This is a genomic window from Azospirillum brasilense (genome assembly GCF_007827815.1).
Taxonomy (GTDB): Bacteria; Pseudomonadota; Alphaproteobacteria; order Azospirillales; family Azospirillaceae; genus Azospirillum; species Azospirillum brasilense_C.
Window position 1 is genome coordinate 360052 of the sequence record NZ_VITH01000002.1, and the last position, 23677, is coordinate 383728.

Below are 23677 nucleotides of genomic sequence, written 5' to 3' on the forward strand. Positions count from 1 at the left end.
TTGGCGGAAATGATTGGGAAATATCAGCGGCGGCCCATCAGCGACGGCAGCCCGTTTCAGGCTGGTCGTGGCCCAGCGTGTCGAGTTCGGTTCTTGGGTGCAGGAAGCCGTCCTGCGGCGAGACGGACACCAGCGAGCGGTCGGCAGCGAGAAGCACGGGCTGGCGCAACTGCCCGTCCCAGCTTCGGAAGGACAGCGGTACGCCCTTGAAGGCGGCCAGCGTGAAATCCGGCCCGCGGATGTAGGCGGCCAGCACTGTGGGATCGGTGGAGCGGGTGCGGGTCGCCGCCTCGCCCACCGCGCGGATGGCCGCCCAGACGGCGTGGTCGCGGGGCGACATGACGCGCTGGGCGGCGGCCTTGAAGCGCGACTGGAGCTGCGCCGCTCCCCAGGCTTCGTGGGCGCGGTGCCAGTTGGTGGGGACGAGGCCCTGCGTGCCGGCGACCGGGCGCGGCTCCCAGGTGCGGTACAGCACGTAGTCGCCGAAGTCGCCGATCTCGTCGGCGACGATCACCACGTCGTGGCGCTTGCCCTGGGTGAAGACCGGCATTTCGGCCTGGGCGGTGCGGCGGGCGTCGTGGTCCTCGCTCCAGGTCTTCTCCTCGACCACCTCGGCGCCGAAGCGCTTGGCGGCCCGCTTGACGGCGGCGGCGTAGAGCCGGTCCTCGGGCCGGGTGCCGACGATCAGCAGCCATTTCGTCCAGCGCTTGACTGCCAGATACTGGGCCAGCGCGTCGGCCAGCATGGCGCGGTCGGGGGCCGTGTGCAGCAGGTTGGGCGCGCACAGCGCGTTGCGCAGGCTGTCGTCGGTCGAGCCGGCGTTGAACAGCAGCAGGTTCGCCGCCTCGGGCAGACGGGCCAGCGCGCCGGGCGTCTCGCCGGGCAGGTCCAGCACGACGATGCGGTGTCCGGCGGCGGCGAGGTCGCGCAGCGCCTGCGCCGGGTCGCCATCGATGGGGACGGTCACCGCCTCCAGGTCGAAGCGCTGCTTGAGGAAGCGGCCCGTGCTGTTGTTGTCGGCCACGGCGAGGTTGGCGCCGGCCAACCCTTCGTCGGCGGGCGGTTCGTCGAGGTTGGACAGGGCGGGGGGATGCTCGACCTCCTGCGTCAGGTAGGCGATGCGGATGGTCGAGACGTCAGCGGGCGCCGCCTCCTGCGAAAAGGCGGCCGGCGAGGCGCACAGCCCGCCGGCCAGCAAGGCGATCTGCATCAAGGAGGGTAACCAAAGGCTGAAACGCATCGCGGGTTTGCACTCGCCTGGTTTCGGGAGACCAGGGTATCCCCGCTGGGCGGCGTCCCGGAATGCAACTTTGGTACGATTGCGCGGGCGGAAAATGGCGTTTCGATCCGATCGCGGCGGGCGTCGCGCACGGTTGCTACCAAAGTCCAATTATTGGCGTCGCGGACCGCCCGCTATGCTCCGGGGCAACGGACAACGCTCCCTTCGCATCTTCTCTGAATGAGGACGCCCCTTATGAACGCACGGCTTCTCCGGCTCGCGATGGCCGGTTTCCTGACCGGCGCGGCCGCCGTCATCTCCACGGTTGTCCCCACCACGGCCTTCGCCCATGGCGACGTGACCCCCCAGGCCGTGGACACCACCGGCCTCGACAAGCTGGGCGAGGACTGGCGCGACGCGAACCCCTACCGCGGCAATCCGCGGGCGATCGAGATCGGCGCCTCCGCCTTCAACCAGAACTGCGCCCGCTGCCACGGGCTGGGCGCGGTGTCGGGCGGCATCGCCCCGGACCTGCGCTACCTGGAGAAGGGCGACGCCGGGGACGAGTGGTTCAAGGAGCGGGTGACCAACGGCTCGATCCGCAACGGCGTCACCTACATGCCGCGCTTCGGCGAGGCGCTGGGCCAGGAGGCGCTGTGGGCGATCCGGTCGTGGCTGGAGACGGTGCACGAGGAATGATGACGCCTGGAATGAGGGCGCTTCCGACGCGGCGCCACCTGCTGTCCTTCGCCGCCGCCGCGCTGGCCGCCGGGGTCCTCCCCCGGCGCGCCGGCGCGCGCCCGTTGGACGACGTGATGGCCGCCGGGCGGCTGATGGTCGCGGTCTACCGCGACAACCCGCCCTTCTCCCACCGCAAGGGCGGCGCCCTGGTCGGGGTGGATGTGGACATTGCCCGCGCCATCGCCGGGCGGCTGGGCGTCGGCGTCGAGTTCATGGAGCTGACCGCCGGGGAGGCCGTGTCGGACGACCTGCGCAACGCGGTGTGGCGCGGCCCGGTCGTCGGGGGCGGCGTGGCCGACGTGATGATGCATGTGCCCTACCAGAAGGAGTTCGGGCTGCGCAACCCGGAGGCCGTGCTGTTCGGCCCCTACCAGCGGGAGGGCTTCGCGCTGGCCCGCAACCCGATGCGCATGACCCAGCCGATGCTCGCCTCCCTGCCCGACGAGCCGATCGGGGTGGAGATCGACAGCATCCCCGACTTCTACCTGCTGGGAGCCTTCGGCGGACGGCTGCGCGAGCGGCTGGTCCATTACATGACGATCCCCGAGGCGGTCGAGGCCCTGGTCAAGGGCGACGTCGCCGCCGTCGTCGCGACGCAGAGCCAGGTGGAGGCCGCGCTGGGCGACCGCGCCGCCGGCTTCCCGATCACCCCGGTGACCTTCCCTGGCATGATGGCGTCGAACTGGGACATCGGCATGGCGGTGAAGGAGAACTCCCGCGACCTCGCCTACGCGGTGGGCGACGCGGTGACCGCGATGCTGGAGGACGGGACGCTGCCGGAGATCTTCCGGAAACATGGGGTGACGCACAACGCGATTCCGGTGGAGTGATGCGGCTGCGGCCCCCTTCCCTAACCCTCCCCCGCTTTCGCGGGAGAGGGGACTGCCGCCGCCTTTGCCCAAATCCCCTCCCTCGTCAAAGGCGGGAGAGGGTCAGGGAGGGGGCAAGCGCCCACACAAGAACAACGACGCAAGGGAGGGGGGAAAACCGCCATGAACCGCCATCTCGCCGCCGCGGCGCTCCTGGCCGCGCTCTCCAGCCCGGTTTACGCCGGCCCGCCGGACCCCGCCGACCCGCTCGCCTCCGTCATGTGGGACGTGCTGCGGCCGGAGCTGTTCGGCACCGCTCCCGTGCAATTCGACGACCGCGTGACCGTCACCGCCCCCGACAACGCCGAGAACGCCGCCGCCGTCCCGGTGATGGCCGACGCCACGGCGCTGGGCGCGGTCGAGGAGATGGTGCTGTTCGCCGACCTCAACCCCTTCCCGGTCATCCTGCGCTTCCAGCCGCTGGCGGCGAAGCCGGTGATCGCCACGCGCTTCAAGGTGCAGCAGGCGACACCGCTGCGCGCCGCCGCCCGCACGCCGGACGGCGTCTGGCACATCGGCGGCAAGCTGCTCGACGCGGCGGGCGGCGGCTGCACCGCGCCGCCCGCGACCTACGCCGCCGCCGACTGGGCCGACCATGTGGGGGAGGTGCAGGGCCGCGCCTGGGCACCGACCGGGGAAGACAAGGCGACGCGCGTCCGCTTCCTCGTCCGCCACCCCATGGACACCGGTCTGGTCGCCGGCATCCCCGCCTATTTCATCGAGGCGCTGACCCTGCGCGACGCCGACGGGCGGGCGCTGGCCCGGCTGCAGACGGCGGAGCCGCTGTCCGAGAACCCCGGCTTCACGCTTGAGGTGCAGCCCGCAGCGGGCGCGCGCAGCCTGACGCTCGACGGCCGCGACAACCAGGGCGGCGAGGTCAAGGCGGCCATCCCGCTGCCCTGGGTCCAAGGAGCGCTGCCATGAGAGCGCTGGTCGCCCTTCTCCTGCTGGTCGTCTCCGCCGCGCCAGGCTGGGCCGCCGGCCCGCTGACCTATAATTTGAAGCCCGTCGCCATCGCGCCGGACACCTGGGTCTTCGAGGGAACGCGGGAGCATTTCACCCGAATCAACGGCGGCAACATCCTCAACCCCGGCTTCATCGTGACCGACGCCGGGGTGATCGTGATCCAGACCGGCCCGTCGCGCCGCTTCGGCGAGGAGATGCGTGCGGCCATCGCCACGGTCACCGACAAGCCGATCCGCAAGGTCTTCATCAGCAACCTGCATCCCGACTACTGGCTGGGCAACCGTGCCTTCGCCGACGTGCCCATCGCCGCACTCCCCGGCACCATCGAGGGCATCAAGACCGAGGGTCCGGGGATGACCGAGAACATGTACCGCCTCGTCGGCGACTGGATGCGCGGCACCGAGCCGCTGGTCCCGACCGAGACGGTCTACGGCTCCACCGTCGTCTTCGGTGCGCACCGGCTGCGGCTGATCCCGCTGGAGGGCCACACCGCCGCCGACCTCGCCATCCTGGACGAGACGACGGGCGTTCTGTTCGCCGGTGGAGTCGTCTTCTCCGACCGGACGCCGACGACGCCCCACGCCGACATCGGAAAGTGGCTGGCGGCGCTGGACGCGCTGGATGCCCTGGAGGTGACGGTCCTGGTGCCCAACCACGGGCGCATCGGCTCCGACAAGGCCGCCATTGCCCAGACCCGCGACTGGCTGAGCTGGCTGGACCGCACCCTGCGCGAGCGGGCTGAGGCGGGGGCCGACATGGCCGAGTTGCTCGACGCGCCGATCCCCGAGCGCTTCGCCGGAATGGGCGTGCTGCGCGAGGAGTACCGGCGCTCCGTCTCCCACCTCTGGCCGGGGATCGAGAAGGCCGTGCTGCCGCGGGTGAATTGACGCCGTTCGCAATGAAACGGTTTCCGTCGTCCAGCAGAACGCTCCGCCCATTCGACTATTTGCCAATGGACCCCATCCGGGGCGCCGGTAAACTGCTTTATTGTCAGAAGGATAGGGGCCTCGCGATGCCGCGTTGCTCCTCCGCAGAACCCCTGATTGTTCCGAAAAGAAGCCGAGGACGGGCGGACGAGGCCGACGGATTCCGCCAATTCGTCTGCGCATGATCGTTTGTCTACGCACGATCTCTGCCCGCGACTCCGGCTGTCCATTCCCCTGGGAGGTATCCGCACCATGAAGCGTCTCTTCCGCACCTGCCTTCTTGCGAGCGCCATGGCCGCCGGCCTTGGCCTGAGCGGCCCAGCGCTGGCCGCCGACGGGCCGGGCAACGACGACCTGCTGAACGACGCCAAGTCGACGGGCGACGTCCTGACCTACGGCATGGGTCCTCAGGCGCAACGCTTCAGCCCGCTCGACAAGCTGAACCCGGACACCGTCAAAGGGCTGGTGCCGGTGTGGTCCTTCTCCTTCGGTGGCGAGAAGCAGCGCGGGCAGGAGTCGCAGCCGCTCATCCATGACGGCACGATCTATGTCACCGGCTCCTACTCGCGCCTCTACGCCGTGGACGTGAAGACCGGGCAGAAGAAGTGGCAGTACGACCACCGCCTGCCGGAAGGCATCATGCCCTGCTGCGACGTCGTGAACCGCGGCGCCGCGCTCTACAAGGACAAGATCTACTTCGCGACGCTGGACGCCCGTCTGGTCGCGCTGAACAAGGACACCGGCAAGGTCGTCTGGTCGAAGAAGATCGAGGACTACAAGGCCGGCTATTCGGCGACCGCTGCCCCGCTGATCGTCGACGGCAAGGTCATCACCGGCAATTCCGGCGGCGAGTTCGGCATCATCGGCATGGTCGAGGCGCGCGACGCCGAGACGGGCGAGCTGGTCTGGCAGCGCCCGACCATCGAGGGCAATATGGGCACCCTCAATGGCAAGGACTCGACCATGACCGGCGTGATGAACGCCAGCTGGTCGGGCGATCTCTACAAGACCGGCGGCGGCGCCACTTGGCTGGGCGGCACCTACGATCCGGAGACCAAGACGCTGTTCTTCGGCACCGGCAACCCGGCGCCCTGGAATTCGCACCTGCGTCCGGGCGACAACCTCTACACCTCCTCGACGCTGGCCATCGACCCGGCCAACGGCGACATCAAGTGGCACTACCAGACCACGCCGCACGACGGCTGGGACTTCGACGGCGTGAACGAACTGGTGTCCTTCGACCTGAAGAAGGACGGCCAGACCATCAAGGCCGGCGCCAAGGCCGACCGCAACGGCTTCTTCTACGTGCTCGACCGCACCAACGGGAAGCTGCTGAGCGCCTCGCCCTTCGTCACCAAGATCACCTGGGCCAAGGAGATCGACGTGAAGACCGGGCGGCCGGTCTACAACGACGACAACCGTCCGGGTACCCCGGTCGGCGCGGAGAAGGGCACGTCGGTCTTCGCCGCCCCGGCCTTCCTCGGCGCCAAGAACTGGATGCCGATGGCCTACAGCCCGGCGACCGAGCTGTTCTACGTCCCGGCCAACGAGTGGGGCATGGACATCTGGAACGAGCCGATCACCTACAAGAAGGGTGCCGCCTATCTGGGCGCCGGCTTCACCATCAAGCCGCTGTATGATGACTACATCGGCGCGCTGCGCGCCATCGACCCGAAGACCGGCAAGATCGTCTGGGAATACAAGAACCCGGCGCCGCTGTGGGGCGGCGTGCTGACCACCGGCGGCAACCTCGTCTTCACCGGCACGCCGGAAGGCTACCTGAAGGCCTTCGACGCGAAGTCCGGCAAGGAGGTCTGGAAGTTCAACACCGGCTCCGGCGTCGTCGGCTCCCCGGTCACCTGGGAACAGGACGGCGAGCAGTATGTGGCCGTGGTCTCCGGCTGGGGTGGTGCGGTGCCACTGTGGGGCGGCGACGTCGCCAAGCTGGTCAAGGACATCAACCAGGGCGGCTCGCTCTGGGTCTTCAAGCTGCCGAAGGCCTGAGGGGGAAACCCCGTGCCGTGACCGGACCAGGAAAGGGCGGCCCGAAAACTTCGGGCCGTCTTTTCTTGCGAACCGCTTGCAAGAGGATTTGGGCATGGATTTAAAACGGAATTGCCTACGATCGGCTGTTTTGGGGAATACCCGTTCCCGTCCTTGCGCATTCTTGAACAGTCCGGCATGATCGGACCCGGAAACGCCCCGAAACGATGAGCGTGGGAACCACGCCATGAGCCGAATTCTGATTGCGGACGATCATCCGCTGGTGCGCGACGCCCTGCGCAGCGCCGTCCTCTATTCCTGCCAGGCGCAGGAGATCCACGAGGCCGGTTGCCTGGACGAAACCATCTCCATCCTCGACTCCATGCACGGCGGCAAGGGGGAGCCGGACCTCGTCCTGCTCGACCTCAACATGCCGGGCATGAACGGTCTGACCGGGCTGATCGCCCTGCGCCGCCGCTTCCCGGCCATCCCTGTCGCCGTCGTCTCGGCGCACGAGGACCGCAAGGTGATGCTGGAGGCGGTGCGTTGCGGCGCCGCCGGCTTCATCCCGAAATCGACGCCGCGGGACGCCATCGCCGGCGCGCTGCGCCAGATTCTGGCCGGGGAGGTCTATCTGCCCGCCTCGGTCGAGGAGGGCGCCGCGGCGGAGGACGAGGAAACGGCGGAGATCGCCCGCCGCCTGTCGACCCTGACGGCGCAGCAGCTTCGCGTGCTGGAGATGCTGGGCACCGGCAAGCTGAACAAGGAAATCGCCTATGAGCTGAGCATCACGGAAACCACCGTGAAGGCCCATGTCTCGGCGATCCTGCAAAAACTGAAGGTCTACAGCCGCACCCAGGCCGTGGTCTTTGCCAACCGCCTGCAACTGGAGAAGGCCCGCTTCGGCATCTGACCGGGCGGGCCTTTACCGTTCAGCGGTTCCGCATCCGCCGCGCGTCCGCGGCGGCGCGCGCCGCCTCTTGCCCCGGATCGCCCCGCCCGAAGCCGAGCGGCACCGGTCCGTCGAGCCAGCCGAAGCCGTCCAGGCTATGGCCGTCGAACTCCGCCCAATCCGACCAGTCCTTGTCCTTGCTGCGCCGCTTCGCCTCGGCCTTGCGCACGGCGCGCCGTGCCTCCAGGCCGGGGTCGCGCCGCCCGAGCTGTTCATCACGCGTCGTCCGCTCGATGATGACGATGGAGGACCCGGTGGCGGAATCGCCGATGATCGCCAGATCGCGCGACCGGTCCGCGTGGTTGGGGCCGGGACCGTGCTGGTCGAGGATCACGATCTCCCCGGCGCGCGCCGCGCCGGACAGGAGCGTCAGGCCGGCGCCCAGCAGAATCAATGGAAGGTACAGGGTGCGCATCATCGTCTCCGCCGGTGTCATCGCAGCGGGACAGACTGCGCCCGGCGGACGGCGGCGGGTGTGAGCCGCTTCACAGTTTCACCGAAAGACTCAAGCGAGCAGCCGGAAAGCCGGATCGGGCCGGGCCAGCAGATCCGCCCGCACGCGCTCGACCAGCGCGTCGTCGCGCAGGGCGCGCGGCGTTTCCAGCGGCACCTCCGCCGCCACCCGCGTCGGGCCTGGGGCCATCACCAGGATGCGGTCGGCCAGCTGGATCGCCTCGCGCAGATTGTGGGTGACGAACAGCACGGTGGCCGGGGACCGCTCCAGCATCGTCGCGAGGAGGGCGCGCATCCGCTGCGCCGTCGGTTCGTCCAGCGAGACGAAGGGCTCGTCCATCAGCAGCAGGCCCGGCTCCACCGCGAAGGCGCGGGCGAGCGCCACCCGCCGCGCCATGCCGCCGGACAGGCGGCCCGGATACGCGTCGGCCACCGCCTCCAGCCCCATGGCGGCCAGCCAGCGCTCCGCCGTGCCGTCGCTCCGCCGGGCCTTAGGCAGCACCAGCGCCACGTTCTGGCGCACCGTGCGCCAGGGCAGCAGGCGGGGCGTCTGAAAGACGCAGCCGAGCACCGGCTCCGGCCCGCCGAAGTCGAGCGTTCCGTCGAAATCACGGTCCAGCCCGGCGGCGATGGTCAGCGCGGTGGTCTTGCCGCATCCGGACGGGCCGACCAGCGCCAGGAACTCGCCCGGCGCCGCCGTCAGCGACAGGCCGCGGATGACCTCCCGCCCGGCGAAGCGCTTGGAGCGGATCTCAAGCCTCAGCGCGCACCGGCCGCCAGCGGGTGAACCGCTGCTCGACGGGTTGCAGGACGCAGAGCTCGAGAAGTTGGACGACGGCCACGAAGGCGACGGTGTACGCAAGAATGCCGGCCACATCGAACATCTGGAAAAAGAGGTGGATCTGAAATCCCACCCCGTCGCTGCGGCCCAGAAGCTCGACCACCAGCACGATCTTCCAGATCAGCGCAAGGCCGGACCGCGCCGCCGCGGCGAAGTAGGGGGTGAGCTGGGGCAGCAGCACATGGCGCAGCACGTCGGACCGCGCCATGCGGAAGGTCCGCGCCATCTCCACATACTGTTCGTCGATGGCGCGCGTCCCTTCGCGCAGGACGACCACGACGTTGGGGATCTTGTTGACGGCGACCGCGCCGACCGCCGCCGCCTCGGTCAGGCCGAACCAGACATAGGCGAGCACGATGACGACCAGCGCCGGGATGTTCAGGAACACGGTCAGCCACAGCCCGAACAGCCGGTCGGCGGTGGCCGAGCGGCCGAGCAGGATGCCCAGCGCCGAGCCGATGGACATGGCGATGACGAAAGCCGCGGCCATCCGCGCCAGCGTGATCCCCAGGTGATGGAACAGCGCGCCGTCCGCCGCCTCGCGGACCAGGACGGACAGCACGGCGGCGGGGCCGGGCAGGCTGCGGCTGGCCGCCAGTTCGGCGGCGACGGCCCACAGCCCGACCAGCAGAGCCAGCGACAGGACCGGGGCCAGCCGCCGCCACCGCATCAGAAGCGGACCCCCGGCCAGAAGGTGCCGTCCGGCAGGGCCATGGCGTTGCCCACCAGCTCCCGCCCGCCGAGCTTGGCCATCAGCCCGTAGAGTTTGGCCGCGGCCTCCCGCTCCTCCTCCGTCCAATGCTGCGGGATGCCGGCGCGGAACTGGTCGCGCAGTGCCGCCCAGGTGGCCTCGTCCTCCGCCTTCATCAGCGGGCGCAGCCGGTTCCATTCCGCGTCGGATTGCGCCATGATCGCCTTGGCCTTGCGTGAGGCGGCGACGAAGGCGTCGAGCGCCGCCGGGTTGGCCTTGGCCCAGCCCTCATGGAAGACGAAGCCGACCGCCGGCACCTGGGCCGACAGGCCGAGGTCCCGCATCATCCCCTCCACCCCGATAACCGTCCGCATGCCCGCTGCCTGGAGGCGGGCGGCGTAGGGCCAGAAATTCAGCACGGCGTCCAGCTCCCCTGTCGTGGCCTTCTGGTTGAGCAGGGGCGGGGCGGCGAAGACAGGCGTTGCCGCGGCGTCGAGGTCGAGCGCGTAGCGGTCGCGGGCCAGCGCCTTCAGCAGCAGCCAGCTCTTGTCGATGGGGGTTCCGGCGACGCCGATGCGCCGGCCCTTCAGGTCGGCGACGGAGGTGATGGGGGAAGCCGCCGGAACCATCAGCGCGCCGACCGCCGCGGAATGGGGAATGAAGGTCAGGTCGGCCCCCGCCGCGCGCTGGCGGGCCACCCACAGCCAGTCGCTGGCGATCATGTCCACCGCCCCGCCCTGCAGCGCGATCTGCGCCGCCTGACCGCTCGCCAGCTCCATCAGCTTCAGCTCGAAGCCGGCGGCCTCGTCCAGCCGGTGGTGGCGGATGACGTCCAGCTCCCAGCTGACCGTGCCGAACTTCAGCACCCCGATGGTCACCGTGGGCCGGTCCGCCGCACGCGCCACGGTGGCGACGCAGACCAGCGCCAGGACCAGAAACAGCCGGACGAGGGACATCAGGCGCATGGCACCGCCCCTGCGTCAAAAATTGCATTTGTATGGAGGGTGGGCCGCGTCATGGTTGCGCGGTGGACCGGGCGGCGGATTGGCCACCGCCCGTGTCCCATCACAAGGAGGTGTCGAGGATGGAAAGAATCCTCACTCTCCTGATCCTGCTGCTTCGGGTGATCAAGAATATCCTTGATCTCCTGAACCGCTAAGGATCGGGCCGGGAGGCAGGGGTGGCTAGACCCCTGTCTCCCTAGCCTGATGATGATGCGTCCTGCGGTCGTTTGCAAGGCAGGCCTCTGCGGTGCGGTGGCGCAGCGGAACGCGGGAATCCCACGATGGCGAACGGTGAGCTTAGGCCTCGTCCGCCGGTCCCCGGTATTCGACTATCGGGCAACTTGACCCTGTCGGGCACGGGGGGATTTCGTGGATGCCGCAGAACAATGGGGGAGGGAACGTGGTGCGCGGACGATGGCTGGGCGCCGCCGGGCTGGCGCTGCTGCTGGCCGGGCCGGCGGGAGACGCCGCGGCGGACGCGGTTCCGGTGCCGGACGGCTACCGGATGACCGAATACCGGTCGCCGACCCCGGCCTCGCTGCCTGGGGCCGAGACGGTGAACACGGTGCGGGCCCGCGCTCTGGTGGAGTCGGGGGCGGCCCTTCCGATCAACGTGATGAAGCTGGACCGCAGCACGCTGCCCGGCGGTCCCTGGCTGGTGCCGAAGCCCTTTCCGCAAATCCCCGGCAGCGTCTGGCTGCCCAACGTCGGGCTCGGCGCACTGACGCCGGAACTGGACGGCTATTTCCGGGCCAACCTGGAGCGGCTGACCGGCGGCGACCGCGGGCGCGGCCTGCTGTTCTACTGTCTGGCGGACTGCTGGATGTCGTGGAACGCGGGCAAGCGCGCCCTGGAGATGGGCTACCGCCGCGTCCTCTGGTACCGCGACGGGGCGGACGGCTGGGCCGAGGCGGGCCTGCCGACCGAGGAGGGGAAGCCGGTTCCGGTCGCCGCACCGTAACCGGCTTTTCTGTGCTTACTGCTTCAGCGACTTCAGGAAGGCGATCAGATAGTCCTGCTCCGCCGGGTCGGTGATGGCGACGTGGCGCATGCGGGTGCCCGGCACGAAATTGTCGTTGCCGGCGATCCAGTGGCGCAGGTTGTCCTCGGTCCAGGTGATGTTGGACGCCTTCAGCGCGTTGGAATAGTCGAAACGCGGGATCGAACCGGCCTTGCGTCCGACGACGTTGTACAGGCTCGGGCCGAAGGCGTTCTTGCTGGAATCCAGCGAGTGGCAGGCCGCGCACTGATGGAAGATCTGCTTGCCGGCGGCCTCCTCGGCCGTCTTGGGCTGCGGCCCGCTTTCGGCGTTGGCCGTCCCGGCGGCAAGCAGAAGGGCGGCGGCAATGACGAATCTGGAAACGGTCATGTGAGATGGCTCCCCAGCCAAGACTCCGCGGCGCCGGTCGCGGCGGCGGTCGATGCCGTGCATTTTAAGGGGCTGGGTCGGGCCGCCGAATTGGACTTTGGAACAAGCCCGCATACGCAATGAGGTTTTGGGGCCGGTCCTGTTGCCTCACGCCCCGTACTGTTCGTCCGTGACCTTTTCCATCCAGTCGACGGCCTTGCCGTCCAACTGCTCCTGGATGGCGATGTGGGTCATGAACATGGTCGGCGACGCGCCGTGCCAGTGCTTCTCGCCGGGCGGAAACCAGACGACGTCGCCGGGGCGGATCTCCTCGATGGGGCCGCCGTCGCGCTGGACCCGGCCGACGCCGGCGGTGACGATCAGGGTCTGCCCCAGGGGATGGGTGTGCCACGCCGTGCGGGCGCCGGGTTCGAAGGTGACGCTGGCCGCCGCGGTGCGGGCCGGGGTTTCGGTCTGAACGAGGGGGTCGATGCGGACCGTGCCGGTGAACCAGTCGGCCGGTCCGGTGACGGATGGCTGCGCGCCAACCCGAATGATCTCCATGGTCGAATCCTCCGCTGTGGCCCCAAGGCCGGGGCTGCGTGACGGAAACAAGCGGGGAGGGCGGATGTGGCCTTGCGGCGGTCCGCGGATCGGGCACAGGAGGGAAGATGGTGCGGGCGGTCGGACTCGAACCGACATATCCGTGAGGACGGCGGATTTTGAGTCCGCTGCGTCTACCAATTCCGCCACGCCCGCACGGTGCCTGCCGGACCCGGCGCTCGTGGCGACCGGTGCCCGCTATATAGAGGGGAATTCGCCCTGGGACAAAGTGTTTTGTGCGGATGCGTCGGCGTGTCTGGCCTAAGCCTGTGGGGCGCGCTAATCTCACCCGCATGATGAACCGCCTCCCCATCGACGATCCGCGCTACACCGCCGGGCTTCTGGCCATCGCCAGCGCCGGCGTGCTGGCCGCCGCGCTGTTTTTCCAGTTCGCGCTGGGCTACCAGCCCTGCGTCCTGTGCCTGTGGCAGCGCGTGCCCTATGGCGCCGTGATGGCCTTCGGCATCGTCACCCTGCTGTTCCGCCAGTGGCGCGGGCTGGGCGACGCGCTGCTGGTGGCGAGCGGGCTGGCCCTGCTGGCCGGCGCGGGGATCGCCGCCTACCATGTCGGGGTGGAGCAGCATTGGTGGGCCGGCACCTCGGCCTGCGGCGCCAGCGGACGGGCGCCCCAGACGCTGGAGGAGTTGCGCGCCCAGGTGCTCGCCGCCCCGGTCACCCGCTGCGACGAAGTGGCGTGGTCGCTGTTCGGGATTTCGATGGCGGGCTACAACGTCGTGATTTCGCTGGCGCTGTCCGCCTTCGCCTTCGCGGCGGCCCGCGCCGCCTACATCCGGACCTCGGTTTCCAGGACCTTCGCATGACACCGCTCGACGCCACGGCCGCCACCGCTTCCACCTCGTCCGCCACCCCGTCCACTGGCGAGTCGCCCACCCCCCGTCCCCGCCCGCGCGGACGCCTGCCCGGCGACCCGACTCCGGAACAGCGGTTGGCGCGGATCGTGCGCGTGGACCATGCCGGCGAGTATGGAGCCAAGCGCATCTACGAAGGCCAGCTCTCCGTCATGGGCCGGGGCCGGCACGCCAAGACCCTGCGCCACATGGCCGACCAGGAGCTGGAGCATCTCCAGTATTTCGAGAAGCAACTCGTTGCCCGTCAGGTTCGCCCCACCGTGCTGCAGCCGCTGTGGCACGTCGCCGGCTTCCTGCTGGGCGCCGGAACCGCGGTGATGGGCGAGCGGGCGGCCATGGCCTGCACCGTCGCCGTCGAGCAGGTCATCGACGGCCATTACGAGGCGCAGCTGAAGCACCTCGGCCCGGAAGAGGAGGAGTTGAAGACCTCCATCCTCAAATTCCAGGCGGAGGAGGTGGAGCACCGCGACATCGGCCTGCTCAACGGCGCGGAGCAGGCCCCGGCCTATCCGGTGCTGTCCGCCGCCATCAAGGCCGGTACCAAGGCGGTCATCTGGGTGGCCGAACGGGTGTGACCGGGGGCGGGCGAAGCGGACTCAGGCGGCTTTGCCGTCCGCTCCGGTTTCCGCCGGGATGGGCGTCGGGGCGGGCGGCGTGCCGTAGATCTCGTCCTCGCTCCGCCCGCAGCCTTCGCAGTAGCCGTCCTCGCCGATGATGCAGATGCCCACGCAGGGGTTCTCGTCGTCCATACCCAAATCTTTCCTGGTCCAGCCTTCCCGATCGCGGCGTTTCTATATCGGATCGAGTTCGGTGTCCCAATAAAGAAAATCCCGCCAACTTTCGTGAAGGAAGTTTGGCGGGAATGCACGTCCGTTCTCTTGAAGCTGGTAGGCACTCGGCTGGAACGGGGGACTGAGGGGGATCATGCCGCAACTGTGCGGCAACCTGTTTCCCTTCGCCAGATTGCAGGCCGAGCAGGAGGTGACGACGTTGTCCCAGGTGGTGCGCCCGCCGCGCGACCGTGGAATGACGTGGTCGAAGGTCAGTTCCTGCGTGGGGAAGTGGTGGCCGCAATACTGGCAGGTGAAGCGGTCGCGCAGGAAAACGTTGAATCGGGTGAAGGCCGGCCGCCGCGTCGCCGGGATGAACTCCTTCAACGAAATGACGCTCGGCAGCTTAACCTCGAAGGTGGGGGAGCGGACGACGCGATCATATTCGGAGATGATGTTCACCCGGTCCAGAAAGACGGCCTTGACCGCCTCCTGCCAGGACCAGAGCGACAAGGGGAAGTAGCTGAGCGGCCGGAAATCGGCGTTCAGCACCAGGGCCGGACAGTGATCGGGTGGTGGAGCCAATGGCCACTCCCTTATCTGAGACGTGTCTGGAACCTTAGTCTGCTGTTCCGCCCCCTCGCGGGATGACACGCCGCCGGGTGAGCGGAACACCAGATACATAGTTGATTTGTGCTTCGAACTCAATATGTCGCGCCGCACTGCGTCATTTCTTCACGATCCTGTAACCCTTTCGATGGGCGGGGCCGGCAAGGCCGAACCCGCCAGATTGCCTGTGACATTTGGTTGTGGAGCCTTGATCGTGCATTTTCCGACATCGTGGTTACTGTGCGTTAACCATGCTCTGAGATGGTGACGGCGCCCGAGGGGGACGCTTTCAAAGGGAACATCCATGAGCGCCACGATCATCGACCTTGCCGAGAAGCGCGCCGAGCGCGAGGAGCGCGACCGCCAGCGCCGCATCGACGCCTTCGACCGCGAACTGCGCCGCCGCCTCGCCATGTATCTGGAGGGCGAGGACATCCCGGTCGAGCCGATCAAGGACAATCCCTACATCTGAGCCCAGCGACATCCGGCCCTGCCATCCGCGTCCTCCGTCCGCGGCGCCCGACCGACATGCAGGCCGGGCGCGGTTGGGGTATAAGGCGGGAATGACCGACGTCGTCACCCGCTTCGCGCCGAGCCCGACCGGCCATCTCCATCTCGGGCACGCCCATTCCGCTCTGTTCGGCTGGACCACCGCCCGCAAGGCCGGGGGCCGTTTCCTGCTGCGCATCGAGGACATCGACCCGCAGCGCTGCCGTCCGGAGTTCGACCGCGACCTGCGCGAGGATCTGGCCTGGCTGGGCCTGACCTGGCAGGAGCCGGTGCGCCGCCAGTCGGAGCATCTGGACGATTACCGCGCCGCGCTGGCGCGGCTTGACGATCTGGGCGTCGTCTATCCCTGCTTCTGCACCCGCAAGGACATCGCCGCGGAGATTGCCCGCGCCGGCCACGCGCCGCATGGGCCGGACGGCCCGCTCTATCCCGGCACCTGCCGCGGCTTGTCGGAAGCGGAGCGCCAGGACCGCATCGCCGCCGGTGCGGCCTATGCGCTGCGGCTGGACGTGGGGATGGCCATGGCCATGACGGGGCCGCTGCGCTGGCACGACCGGCGGCAGGGCTGGCAGGGCGCCGCGCCGGGGCTCCTGGGCGACGTCGTTCTGGCCCGCAAGGACGTTCCGACGAGCTATCATCTGGCGGTCACGCTGGACGATCACCTCCAGGGCGTGACGCTGGTGACCCGCGGCGAGGATCTTTTTTTCGCGACCCACGTGCATCGTCTTCTTCAGGAACTCCTCCGAGTCGATCCACCCGACCACCATCATCACCCTTTGCTGGTGAATGAGCGCGGCGAACGCCTTGCCAAGCGCGACAACGCCAAGACTTTGCGATCGCTTCGGGATTCCGGGCAAACGGCGGCGGCGGTGCGTGCTCTGGCCGGCTTTCCGGAAGAGTTATGATCTACCACCAACTGTGTATTACAAGCATTGCCCGGCTATCCGTTTGAGGCGAGTCGCCTGGAATCTTCCTCCTCTTGCACGTATCTTTTGAATCTCGACCGATTGTTTGTTCGGCCAGACGGTTGGCGCCACACGATCGGTAGGCTTGCAATCCGAAGGGGGCAAGCGATGCGAGAGGAGGATGTGGCGGAACGCGGCGGTGACCCAGCCGATCCCGCCGGGCTGCGGCGGGTCTTCGACACGATCGGCGTGGCGGTCGCCCTGCTCGATCGGCAGGGGCGCATTGCCGATCTCAACGCGGCGATGCTGCGCGCCATCGGCTGCCCGCGGGATCTGCTGATCGGGCAGCCCATGGCCGGCGCCTTCGTCTGGGGCGGCCGGGAGGACGCGGCGGAGCGCTTCGCCCAGGCGGTGGCCGGTGCTGGGCGTGGGCAGGTCCAGGAATTGACCCTCACCGGCGACGGAACCTGGTTCGACATCGCCCTGACGCCGCTGCCGGCGGCGGGCGGCGGGGAGCCGGCGGGCATCGTCATGACCGCGGCGGACGCCGGACGCCGCATGGTCGCGGAGGCGCGGCTGCGCGGGCTGGAGGATTCCCTGCGCGCCGCGCGGGACGAGGTGGCGCGGGTCGGCCAGTCCAAGGTGCGCTTCCTGGCCGCCGCCAGCCACGACCTGCGGCAGCCCGCCCAGTCGCTGACCCTGTTCGGCGCGGTCCTGGCGGAGCGCCTGTCCGATCATCCGCAATTGCCGCTGGTCCAGACGATGAACCGGGCGGTCGAGGCGATGCGCGGCCTGCTCGACGCGCTGCTGGACGTGGCCCGGCTCGATTCCGGGATCGTGTCGCCCGATCTGGCGCTCTTCGCGCTGACCGAGATGATGGGGCGGCTGGAGGCCGACTACGGCCCGCGCGCCGCCGCCAAGGGGCTGAAGCTGCGGGTGCGTCCGCTCACGCTGCAGGTCCGCAGCGACGCCACCTTGCTGGAACGGCTGCTGCGCCACCTGCTCGACAACGCGGTGCGCTACACGGCGTCGGGCGGCGTGCTTCTGGGTTGCCGTCGGCGCGGCAGGATGCTGTGCATCGAGGTGGCGGACACGGGCGTCGGCATCCCAGCCGACAAGATCGACGAGATTTTCGAGGAGTTCGTCCAGCTCGGCAACGCCGAACGCGACCGCAGCCGTGGCCTGGGCCTCGGGTTGGCGGTGGTGAGGCGGCTGTCGCGTCTGCTTGGCCTTCCGGTCCGCGTGCGGTCGCGGCCGGGGCGGGGCACATGCTTTACGGTGGAGGTTCCCTTGCACGCTTCCTGGAATCCCAACGCGACGGAACGCGCCATGCCGTCGCTGGACCGTCCCGGCGCGCTCGCCCTGATCATCGACGACGAGGAGCTGATCCTGCAGAGCCTGCGGCTGGTGCTGGAGCAGTGGGGCTGGGACGTGCTGGCCGCGGCATCGGGGGAGGAGGCGCTGCGCCAGCTCGACGGGGCGGAGCGGCTTCCTGACGTCATCATCGCCGACTACCGTCTGCGCTACGGCCGGACGGGGGTGGACGCCATCCGTGACATCCATGCCTTCGCCGGCGATCTCATCCCGGCGATCCTGCTGACCGGCGACACCAGCCCCGACCGCATCCGCGAGGCGCGGCGCAGCGGCTTCACCGTCCTGCACAAGCCGGTCACCCTGTCGGAGCTGTCGTCCCACCTGGAGGAAGCGCGGGGGCGGGCCGCGGCGGAATGACCGGCGGGACGGGCGCCGCCGCGGCGGCGTCTACCGACGCAGGCCCTTCACGATCTCCAGATAGCCCGGCTCATCCGGCGTCAGCCAGCCATGACGAATCATGAAGTCGATGACGACGAGGGGCACGTTGAACTTCCAGTCCTTCGTCGCGCGCACCGACTCCGCGACGCGGTCCAGCGGCCACAGCTCGAACCGCTCGACCTCGCCGTCGGTGTTCTGCGGAACGAAATCCGCGTCGAGTTCCAGGTCGTAGAGGAACAGCGTGTCCTGCTTCAGCCCGGCCTCCGTCTCCATGCGGTAGGTGACGGCCCCGACGGGAACGGCCCGGGACGCCAGGGCGGCGTCGATCCCGGCCTCCTCCTGCGCCTCCTTGACGAGGTTCTCCGCCAGCGTCAGGCCGATGGGCTGGCCGCCGGCGATCATGTTGTCCAGCTTGCCCGGCGCGACCTCGCGGTCGCGGGCGCGGCGCCCGATCCACAGCGACAGGCCGCCGTCCGGCCGGCGGACGAATCCGTTGACGTGCAGCCCATAGGAGGAGGTGCCGAACTGCGCCACCACCGCGCGGTCGATGCGCATCAGCGGTTCCGCGCCCCAGGCCGGGGCGACGGGGTAGAACTCGCCGCGCAGGGCGGTGACCGCCCCCGTCTCGACGAGGAACTGGGCGGCGTGCGCCAGCACCGAGGACCGCGCCTCGAAGTCGCGGACCTCCGGGGCCAGGGTCACCCGGTCGGCGGTGACGACGAAGCCCGGATCGACTCCGGGAAGCCGCTCGGCCAGCGCGTGGCGGACCCAGCCGAGACGATGTCCCTCCAGCTCGAACGGACGGAAGCCGGACAGGTCATGCGCGTTGCACGCGCGGATGTGGTCGAGGAAGCTCATGCGACTCCGTGTAGCCGCAGCGCCCCCCGCCGTGCAACCGTTCTTCCGTGAACCGGCTCCGCGCCGGCCGTTCCGTCGTCCTTGGGCGATGCCAGGCGGGAGGCGATGCCAGCCCGTTGCAAAGGACAGGCTTGCGGCGTACACACACGGCCTATCGGAGTCGGGGGACAGGTCGATGCCGGCGGCGTTCGGGGATTTTTCGGTTCTGGTGATCGAAGACGAGAGCTTCACCCGCATGGTGCTGGCGAAGATGCTGGCCACGCTGGGCTTCCGCTCCGTCCATCAGGCCGCCGACGGCGAGGCCGGGCTGGCCGCCGTGCAGGCGCACGAACCCGATCTGGTCGTCTGCGACGTGGAAATGCAGCCGATGGACGGGCTGGGCTTCCTGAAAGCGCTGCGCGCCAGCCCCGACGCCCGTCACCGTGCGCTGCCGGTGGTCTTCATGACGAACCGCGCCGACCAGAGCCGCATGGACGAAGCCGCGGCCTTCGGCGCCGACACCTTCATCGTCAAGCCGGCCACCCCGGCGTCGCTCAAGGAAACGCTGGGCGCCAAGCTCGGTTGAGGGCTCCCAGGCCGGCCGGGGGCGCCCGCGCCGGTCACACTTTTTCCCCGACCTGTGGCAGGACTGCAAAATCGCGGCCAAGTGCTTGATTTCAGCCGCCTTCCGGATTCCGTGGGGATTGTGCGCCGCAACGGCAAAGGCGGCTCACCCAAATTCTGCCTTGTTGATCTGCTGTGATGAGGCTCACCATCCTTCTTTGGAAGGTGTGGACCGCGCCGATGGCCCATGCGTTAATATCCGCAGGCCCGGCGATGGTCACAGGCACGGAAGTGTGTTGTTAAGAAATAGTCGGCACACTTAACGTTAACCGTAGCGCCTTAGTGGGTTAAGGCGCGTGGATGCACTGGAGGTCGATGGGTGATCGGCGAAGTCCAGCGAGTCCCCGACGAACGGCATCCGGGCCGCGTTCCGGAAGCCGGCTGGAAGTTTCAACCCCATCGAACGTCGTTGCTTTTGCCGTCCTTTCCGCCGGTGCTTGCGCGCCGGTTTTCCCGGACAACCCGGCCGCGTGGTCTATTACTGACGACCGGTGGGTCCGACCGCCCGTCTTTTCCGGCTATCAAGGCTTTCCTCCTGGAAAGCTCTAGGTCGAGCATTACATTCAGTTTTGAAGCATTCGAGTTTAGCACTCCGAAGGGGGCGCTTCATTTGAAGGGCAACTGGATAAAAGGTCTGGCTTTCGACGGTGAGCGGGGGTGCCGCGGGACCGTTGTGTCCGTGACACCCCAGAGTTCGCACCTGCGGCAGGTGCCGCCCCCGCCGCCCGGGTCCCCCGGCGGCAGCCCCGACGCATCGGACTAAGAGACACGGAGAGCGGAATGTTCCCGGCCGACGAACTGTTCACGCGCTACACACAGTCCTATGAGGGGCGCCGTGAGGTCGAGATGAGCCTCACGGAATACCTCCAGGAATGCCGCGACGACCCGATGATGTATGCCTCCGCGCCGGAGCGCATCCTCGCCGCCATCGGCGAACCGGAAGTCGTCGACACCGCCAAGGACCCGCGCCTTGGCCGGATCTTCATGAACCGGACGATCAAGATCTATCCGGCCTTCGCCGACTTCTACGGCATGGAGGAGACGATCGAGCGGATCGTCGGCTTCTTCCGCCACGCCGCGCAGGGTCTGGAGGAGCGCAAGCAGATCCTCTACCTGCTGGGCCCGGTGGGCGGCGGCAAGTCGTCGCTGGCGGAGCGGCTGAAGTCGCTGATGGAGAAATGCCCGGTCTACGTGCTGAAGGCTGGCAAGGAGGTCAGCCCGGTCTTCGAAAGCCCGCTCGGCCTGTTCAACCCGGACGAGATGGGCGACCTGCTGGAGGACCGCTACGGCATCCCGCGCCGCCGCCTGACCGGCCTGATGAGCCCGTGGGCGGTGAAGCGCCTGGACGAGTTCGGCGGCGACATCTCCCGCTTCCGCGTCGTCAAGCTGCATCCCAGCAAGCTGCGCCAGATCTGCGTCACCAAGACGGAGCCGGGCGACGAGAACAACCAGGACATCTCCTCGCTGGTTGGCAAGGTCGACATCCGCAAGCTGGAGATGTACAGCCAGAACGATCCCGACGCCTACAGCTTCTCCGGCGGCCTGAACCGGGCCAGCCAGGGCCTGCTCGAATTCGTCGAGATGTTCAAGGCCCCGATCAAGATGCTCCACCCGCTGCTGACGGCGACCCAGGAGGGCAACTACGTCGGTTCGGAGAACATCGGCGCCATCCCGTTCCAGGGCATCATCCTCGCCCACTCCAACGAGGCGGAGTGGCAGACCTTCAAGAACAACAAGAACAACGAAGCCTTCATCGACCGCATCTGCGTCATCAAGGTCCCCTACTGCCTGCGCGTGCAGGAGGAGCAGCGGATCTACGACAAGCTGGTCAAGGGCTCCGACCTCGCGACCGCGCCCTGCGCGCCGTCGACTCTGGAAATGCTGGCGAAGTTCTCGGTGCTGTCGCGCATGCGCGACCATCCGAACTCCAGCCTCTACTCCAAGATGCGCGTCTATGACGGCGAGAGCATGAAGGAGACCGACCCCAAGGCCAAGTCCATGCAGGAATACCGCGACCAGGCGGGCGTGGACGAGGGCATGGACGGCATCTCCACCCGCTTCGCCTTCAAGGTGCTGGCCGCGACCTTCAACTACGACTCCAACGAGATCTCGGCCGATCCCGTCCACCTGATGTACATCCTGGAGCAGTCGATCAAGCGGGAGCAGTTCCCCGACGACACCGAGAAGAAATACATCGAGTTCATCAAGGCCGAGCTGGCGCCGCGCTACGCGGAGTTCATCGGAAACGAGATCCAGAAGGCGTATCTGGAATCCTACAGCGACTACGGGCAGAACCTGTTCGACCGCTACGTGGATTACGCCGACGCGTGGATCGAGGACCAGGACTTCAAGGACCCGGACACCGGCCAGCTGATGAACCGCGAGCTTCTGAACCAGGAGCTGACCAAGATCGAGAAGCCCGCCGGGATCGCCAACCCGAAGGACTTCCGAAACGAGGTCGTCAAGTTCGCGCTGCGCGCGCGGGCGGCGAACGCCGGGCGCAACCCCTCCTGGACGTCCTACGAGAAAATCCGTGAGGTGATCGAGAAACGCATGTTCTCCCAGGTGGAGGATCTGCTTCCGGTCATCAGCTTCGGGTCCAAGAAGGACGGCGAGACCGAGAAGAAGCACAACGAGTTCGTGTCGCGCATGATGTCGCGCGGCTACACCGAGCGGCAGGTCCGCCGGTTGGTCGAGTGGTACATGCGCGTGAAGCAGGCCGGCTGACGGCCCGCTTCACCACACGAGCGTGAACGGGTAGGAGGGGCTCCCCCTTGATGAACATCATCGACCGTCGCCTGAATCCGCAAGGCAAGAGCCTGGCCAACCGCCAGCGTTTCCTGCGCCGTGCCAAGGAGCAGGTGGTGAAGGCGGTGCGGGATGCCTCCGGCAAACGCGGCATCCAGGACATCGAAAACGGCGAGAAGGTGACCATCTCGACCGGTGGGGTGCGGGAGCCCTCCTTCCACCGCTCCGGGGCCGGCGGCGTGCGCGACTACGTCGTGCCGGGCAACAAGGAGTATGTGGAAGGGGACACCATCGCACGGCCCGAAAGCGGCGGTGGCCGCGGCGGCAACGAAGGCAGTCCGGACGGGGAGGGCGACGACGATTTCCGCTTCGTCCTGTCCCGCGAGGAGTTTCTGGACATCTTCCTGGAGGACCTGGAGCTTCCCGATCTCGTCAAGCAGAAGGTCAAGCAGACGGAATCCCATTCGCTGACGCGGGCGGGCTATTCGGTGACCGGCTCGCCGGCCAACCTGAACCTTGTCCGCACCATGCGGAACAGCCTCAGCCGGCGCATCGCGCTGAAGCGCCCCAAGCCGGCGGAGATGCTGGAACTGGAGGAGCTTCTGCGCGAGGCGGAGGACCGCGGCGACGATCCCGAGAAGCTGCGGGAGATGCGCGACCAGTTGGAGCGGCACTATCTCCGCTCCAAGCGCATCCCCTTCATCGACCCGATCGACGTCCGCTACAACCGGTTTGAGACGGTGCCGAAGCCCATCGCGCAGGCGGTCATGTTCTGCCTGATGGACGTCTCGGGCTCGATGACCGAGCACATGAAGGACCTCGCCAAGCGCTTCTTCATGCTGCTGTTCCTGTTCCTGAAGCGGCGCTACCGGTCGGTCGACATCGTCTTCATCCGCCACACCCACGAGGCCAAGGAGGTGGACGAGGACACGTTCTTCTACTCCACCGAGACGGGCGGCACCGTGGTCTCCACGGCGCTGGAGGAGATGCAGCGCATCGTCAAGGAGCGCTATCCGGAGAACGAGTGGAACATCTACGCCGCCCAGGCGTCGGACGGCGACAACATGTCGTCGGACAACGCGCGGTCGGCGGGTCTGCTGCGGGACGGCATCCTGCCGCTGTGCCAGTATTTCGCCTACATCGAGGTGGCGGCGGAGCACAACATGGGCCTGTCGGCGCTGGGCCGCGAGACGGAGCTGTGGCGGACCTACAAGACGGTCCAGGGGCCGGACCTGCCGATCGCCATGCGCCGCGTCCGCTCCCGCCGGGAGATCTTCCCGGTCTTCCGCGACCTGTTCGCCCGCGAGAAAGCGAAGGCCTGATTTCCAGCCCCCTCCCCAACCCTCCCCCGCTGGCGCGGGAGAGGGGGCCGGTTCCCTCCACCGCGAAGCGGGGGAGGGTCAGGGAGGGGGCAACGCCCTCCACCGCGAGGCCGCACCAAAGAACGGGGCCAACAC

At 68.2% G+C, this 23677-nt stretch carries 25 protein-coding genes and 1 tRNA gene; 15 read left to right on the forward strand and 11 right to left on the reverse strand.

Translation table 11 applies throughout. From position 1 onward, the window contains the following. Nucleotides 1-37: 37 nt before the first annotated feature. A complete protein-coding gene (locus FBZ83_RS05625) occupies nucleotides 38-1210 on the reverse strand; it encodes an ABC transporter substrate-binding protein (protein ID WP_145681449.1) in 1173 nt (390 codons plus the stop codon). 264 nt (nucleotides 1211-1474) lie between these two features. Between FBZ83_RS05625 and pedF the strand changes: the two genes are divergently transcribed. From pedF to FBZ83_RS05655, 6 genes are all read left to right on the forward strand, one after another. Further along, nucleotides 1475-1918 (forward strand): cytochrome c-550 PedF, encoded by a 444-nt coding sequence (pedF, locus tag FBZ83_RS05630; protein ID WP_211101625.1) that lies wholly within the window; start codon nucleotides 1475-1477, stop codon nucleotides 1916-1918. 11 nt (nucleotides 1919-1929) lie between these two features. Continuing rightward, a complete protein-coding gene (locus FBZ83_RS05635) occupies nucleotides 1930-2790 on the forward strand; it encodes a substrate-binding periplasmic protein (RefSeq protein WP_145681450.1) in 861 nt (286 codons plus the stop codon). Nucleotides 2791-2952: 162 nt separating this feature from the next. Beyond that, nucleotides 2953-3753, forward strand: a complete 801-nt coding sequence (locus FBZ83_RS05640; RefSeq protein ID WP_145681451.1) for a quinoprotein dehydrogenase-associated SoxYZ-like carrier — start codon at nucleotides 2953-2955, stop codon at nucleotides 3751-3753. Continuing rightward, the gene (locus FBZ83_RS05645) at nucleotides 3750-4682 is read left to right on the forward strand and encodes a quinoprotein relay system zinc metallohydrolase 1 (protein WP_186465982.1); all 933 of its coding nucleotides are present in this window, start codon (nucleotides 3750-3752) and stop codon (nucleotides 4680-4682) included. Before FBZ83_RS05640 ends, FBZ83_RS05645 begins: the two co-directional genes overlap by 4 nt. Before the next feature lie 291 nt (nucleotides 4683-4973). Further along, nucleotides 4974-6725, forward strand: coding sequence for a methanol/ethanol family PQQ-dependent dehydrogenase (locus FBZ83_RS05650; RefSeq protein ID WP_145681452.1), 1752 nt, complete (start codon nucleotides 4974-4976; stop codon nucleotides 6723-6725). 226 nt (nucleotides 6726-6951) lie between these two features. Next, complete coding sequence (locus FBZ83_RS05655) at nucleotides 6952-7617, forward strand: response regulator (RefSeq protein ID WP_014241328.1); 666 nt, start codon at nucleotides 6952-6954, stop codon at nucleotides 7615-7617. 19 nt (nucleotides 7618-7636) lie between these two features. Here the strand turns inward: FBZ83_RS05655 and FBZ83_RS05660 are convergent, their stop codons facing one another. The 4 genes from FBZ83_RS05660 to FBZ83_RS05675 form a co-directional block, all read right to left on the reverse strand. After that, nucleotides 7637-8071 (reverse strand): hypothetical protein, encoded by a 435-nt coding sequence (locus FBZ83_RS05660; RefSeq protein WP_145681453.1) that lies wholly within the window; start codon nucleotides 8069-8071, stop codon nucleotides 7637-7639. A 90-nt stretch (nucleotides 8072-8161) separates the two neighbouring features. Next, nucleotides 8162-8971 (reverse strand): ABC transporter ATP-binding protein, encoded by an 810-nt coding sequence (locus FBZ83_RS05665; protein ID WP_145681454.1) that lies wholly within the window; start codon nucleotides 8969-8971, stop codon nucleotides 8162-8164. Then, complete coding sequence (locus FBZ83_RS05670) at nucleotides 8862-9620, reverse strand: ABC transporter permease (RefSeq protein WP_145681455.1); 759 nt, start codon at nucleotides 9618-9620, stop codon at nucleotides 8862-8864. Before FBZ83_RS05670 ends, FBZ83_RS05665 begins: the two co-directional genes overlap by 110 nt. Beyond that, entirely contained in the window at nucleotides 9620-10606 is a 987-nt protein-coding gene (locus tag FBZ83_RS05675) for an ABC transporter substrate-binding protein (RefSeq protein ID WP_145681456.1), read from the reverse strand. The genes FBZ83_RS05670 and FBZ83_RS05675 overlap by 1 nt, the downstream gene beginning before the upstream one ends. Nucleotides 10607-11018: 412 nt before the next feature. Here FBZ83_RS05675 and FBZ83_RS05680 point away from each other — a divergent pair, with 412 nt between their 5' ends. Beyond that, nucleotides 11019-11606, forward strand: coding sequence for a PQQ-dependent catabolism-associated CXXCW motif protein (locus FBZ83_RS05680; protein ID WP_145681457.1), 588 nt, complete (start codon nucleotides 11019-11021; stop codon nucleotides 11604-11606). Nucleotides 11607-11621: 15 nt separating this feature from the next. Here FBZ83_RS05680 and FBZ83_RS05685 read toward each other — a convergent pair whose 3' ends face one another. From FBZ83_RS05685 to FBZ83_RS05695, 3 genes are all read right to left on the reverse strand, one after another. After that, nucleotides 11622-12014 (reverse strand): c-type cytochrome, encoded by a 393-nt coding sequence (locus FBZ83_RS05685; RefSeq protein WP_137103422.1) that lies wholly within the window; start codon nucleotides 12012-12014, stop codon nucleotides 11622-11624. Between the two features lie 147 nt (nucleotides 12015-12161). Further along, nucleotides 12162-12557: a (R)-mandelonitrile lyase gene (locus tag FBZ83_RS05690; RefSeq protein ID WP_186465984.1), complete on the reverse strand. Its 396-nt coding sequence runs from the start codon at nucleotides 12555-12557 to the stop codon at nucleotides 12162-12164. A 108-nt stretch (nucleotides 12558-12665) separates the two neighbouring features. Beyond that, nucleotides 12666-12752 (reverse strand) — tRNA-Leu (locus tag FBZ83_RS05695). 137 nt (nucleotides 12753-12889) lie between these two features. Here FBZ83_RS05695 and FBZ83_RS05700 point away from each other — a divergent pair. Further along, nucleotides 12890-13417 carry a disulfide bond formation protein B gene (locus FBZ83_RS05700; RefSeq protein WP_014241318.1) on the forward strand — a complete coding sequence of 176 codons (528 nt, stop codon included), beginning with the start codon at nucleotides 12890-12892 and terminating at the stop codon, nucleotides 13415-13417. Further along, a complete protein-coding gene (locus tag FBZ83_RS05705; RefSeq protein WP_145681459.1) occupies nucleotides 13414-14040 on the forward strand; it encodes a demethoxyubiquinone hydroxylase family protein in 627 nt (208 codons plus the stop codon). The genes FBZ83_RS05700 and FBZ83_RS05705 overlap by 4 nt, the downstream gene beginning before the upstream one ends. Nucleotides 14041-14061: 21 nt before the next feature. Here the strand turns inward: FBZ83_RS05705 and FBZ83_RS05710 are convergent, their stop codons facing one another. Both FBZ83_RS05710 and FBZ83_RS05715 read right to left on the reverse strand, forming a co-directional pair. Then, complete coding sequence (locus tag FBZ83_RS05710; protein WP_145681460.1) at nucleotides 14062-14214, reverse strand: DUF1289 domain-containing protein; 153 nt, start codon at nucleotides 14212-14214, stop codon at nucleotides 14062-14064. A gap of 42 nt (nucleotides 14215-14256) precedes the next feature. Then, complete coding sequence (locus FBZ83_RS05715) at nucleotides 14257-14820, reverse strand: HNH endonuclease (RefSeq protein ID WP_014241315.1); 564 nt, start codon at nucleotides 14818-14820, stop codon at nucleotides 14257-14259. Nucleotides 14821-15148: 328 nt separating this feature from the next. Here FBZ83_RS05715 and FBZ83_RS31350 point away from each other — a divergent pair, with 328 nt between their 5' ends. From FBZ83_RS31350 to FBZ83_RS05725, 3 genes are all read left to right on the forward strand, one after another. Then, nucleotides 15149-15316 carry a hypothetical protein gene (locus FBZ83_RS31350; protein ID WP_014241314.1) on the forward strand — a complete coding sequence of 56 codons (168 nt, stop codon included), beginning with the start codon at nucleotides 15149-15151 and terminating at the stop codon, nucleotides 15314-15316. Nucleotides 15317-15407: 91 nt separating this feature from the next. Then, a complete protein-coding gene (gene gluQRS, locus FBZ83_RS05720) occupies nucleotides 15408-16259 on the forward strand; it encodes a tRNA glutamyl-Q(34) synthetase GluQRS (protein WP_145681461.1) in 852 nt (283 codons plus the stop codon). 168 nt (nucleotides 16260-16427) lie between these two features. Beyond that, nucleotides 16428-17990 carry a hybrid sensor histidine kinase/response regulator gene (locus tag FBZ83_RS05725; protein WP_145681462.1) on the forward strand — a complete coding sequence of 521 codons (1563 nt, stop codon included), beginning with the start codon at nucleotides 16428-16430 and terminating at the stop codon, nucleotides 17988-17990. A 30-nt stretch (nucleotides 17991-18020) separates the two neighbouring features. Here the strand turns inward: FBZ83_RS05725 and FBZ83_RS05730 are convergent, their stop codons facing one another. Beyond that, on the reverse strand, nucleotides 18021-18869 hold the full coding sequence (locus FBZ83_RS05730; protein WP_145681463.1) for a DUF4743 domain-containing protein: 849 nt from the start codon (nucleotides 18867-18869) through the stop codon (nucleotides 18021-18023). A gap of 175 nt (nucleotides 18870-19044) precedes the next feature. Between FBZ83_RS05730 and FBZ83_RS05735 the strand changes: the two genes are divergently transcribed. From FBZ83_RS05735 to FBZ83_RS05745, 3 genes are all read left to right on the forward strand, one after another. Beyond that, on the forward strand, nucleotides 19045-19434 hold the full coding sequence (locus FBZ83_RS05735) for a response regulator (RefSeq protein WP_145681464.1): 390 nt from the start codon (nucleotides 19045-19047) through the stop codon (nucleotides 19432-19434). 818 nt (nucleotides 19435-20252) lie between these two features. Then, nucleotides 20253-22199, forward strand: a complete 1947-nt coding sequence (locus FBZ83_RS05740) for a PrkA family serine protein kinase (RefSeq protein WP_114857599.1) — start codon at nucleotides 20253-20255, stop codon at nucleotides 22197-22199. A gap of 50 nt (nucleotides 22200-22249) precedes the next feature. Then, nucleotides 22250-23542 (forward strand): YeaH/YhbH family protein, encoded by a 1293-nt coding sequence (locus FBZ83_RS05745; protein WP_145681465.1) that lies wholly within the window; start codon nucleotides 22250-22252, stop codon nucleotides 23540-23542. Nucleotides 23543-23677 lie beyond the last annotated feature (135 nt).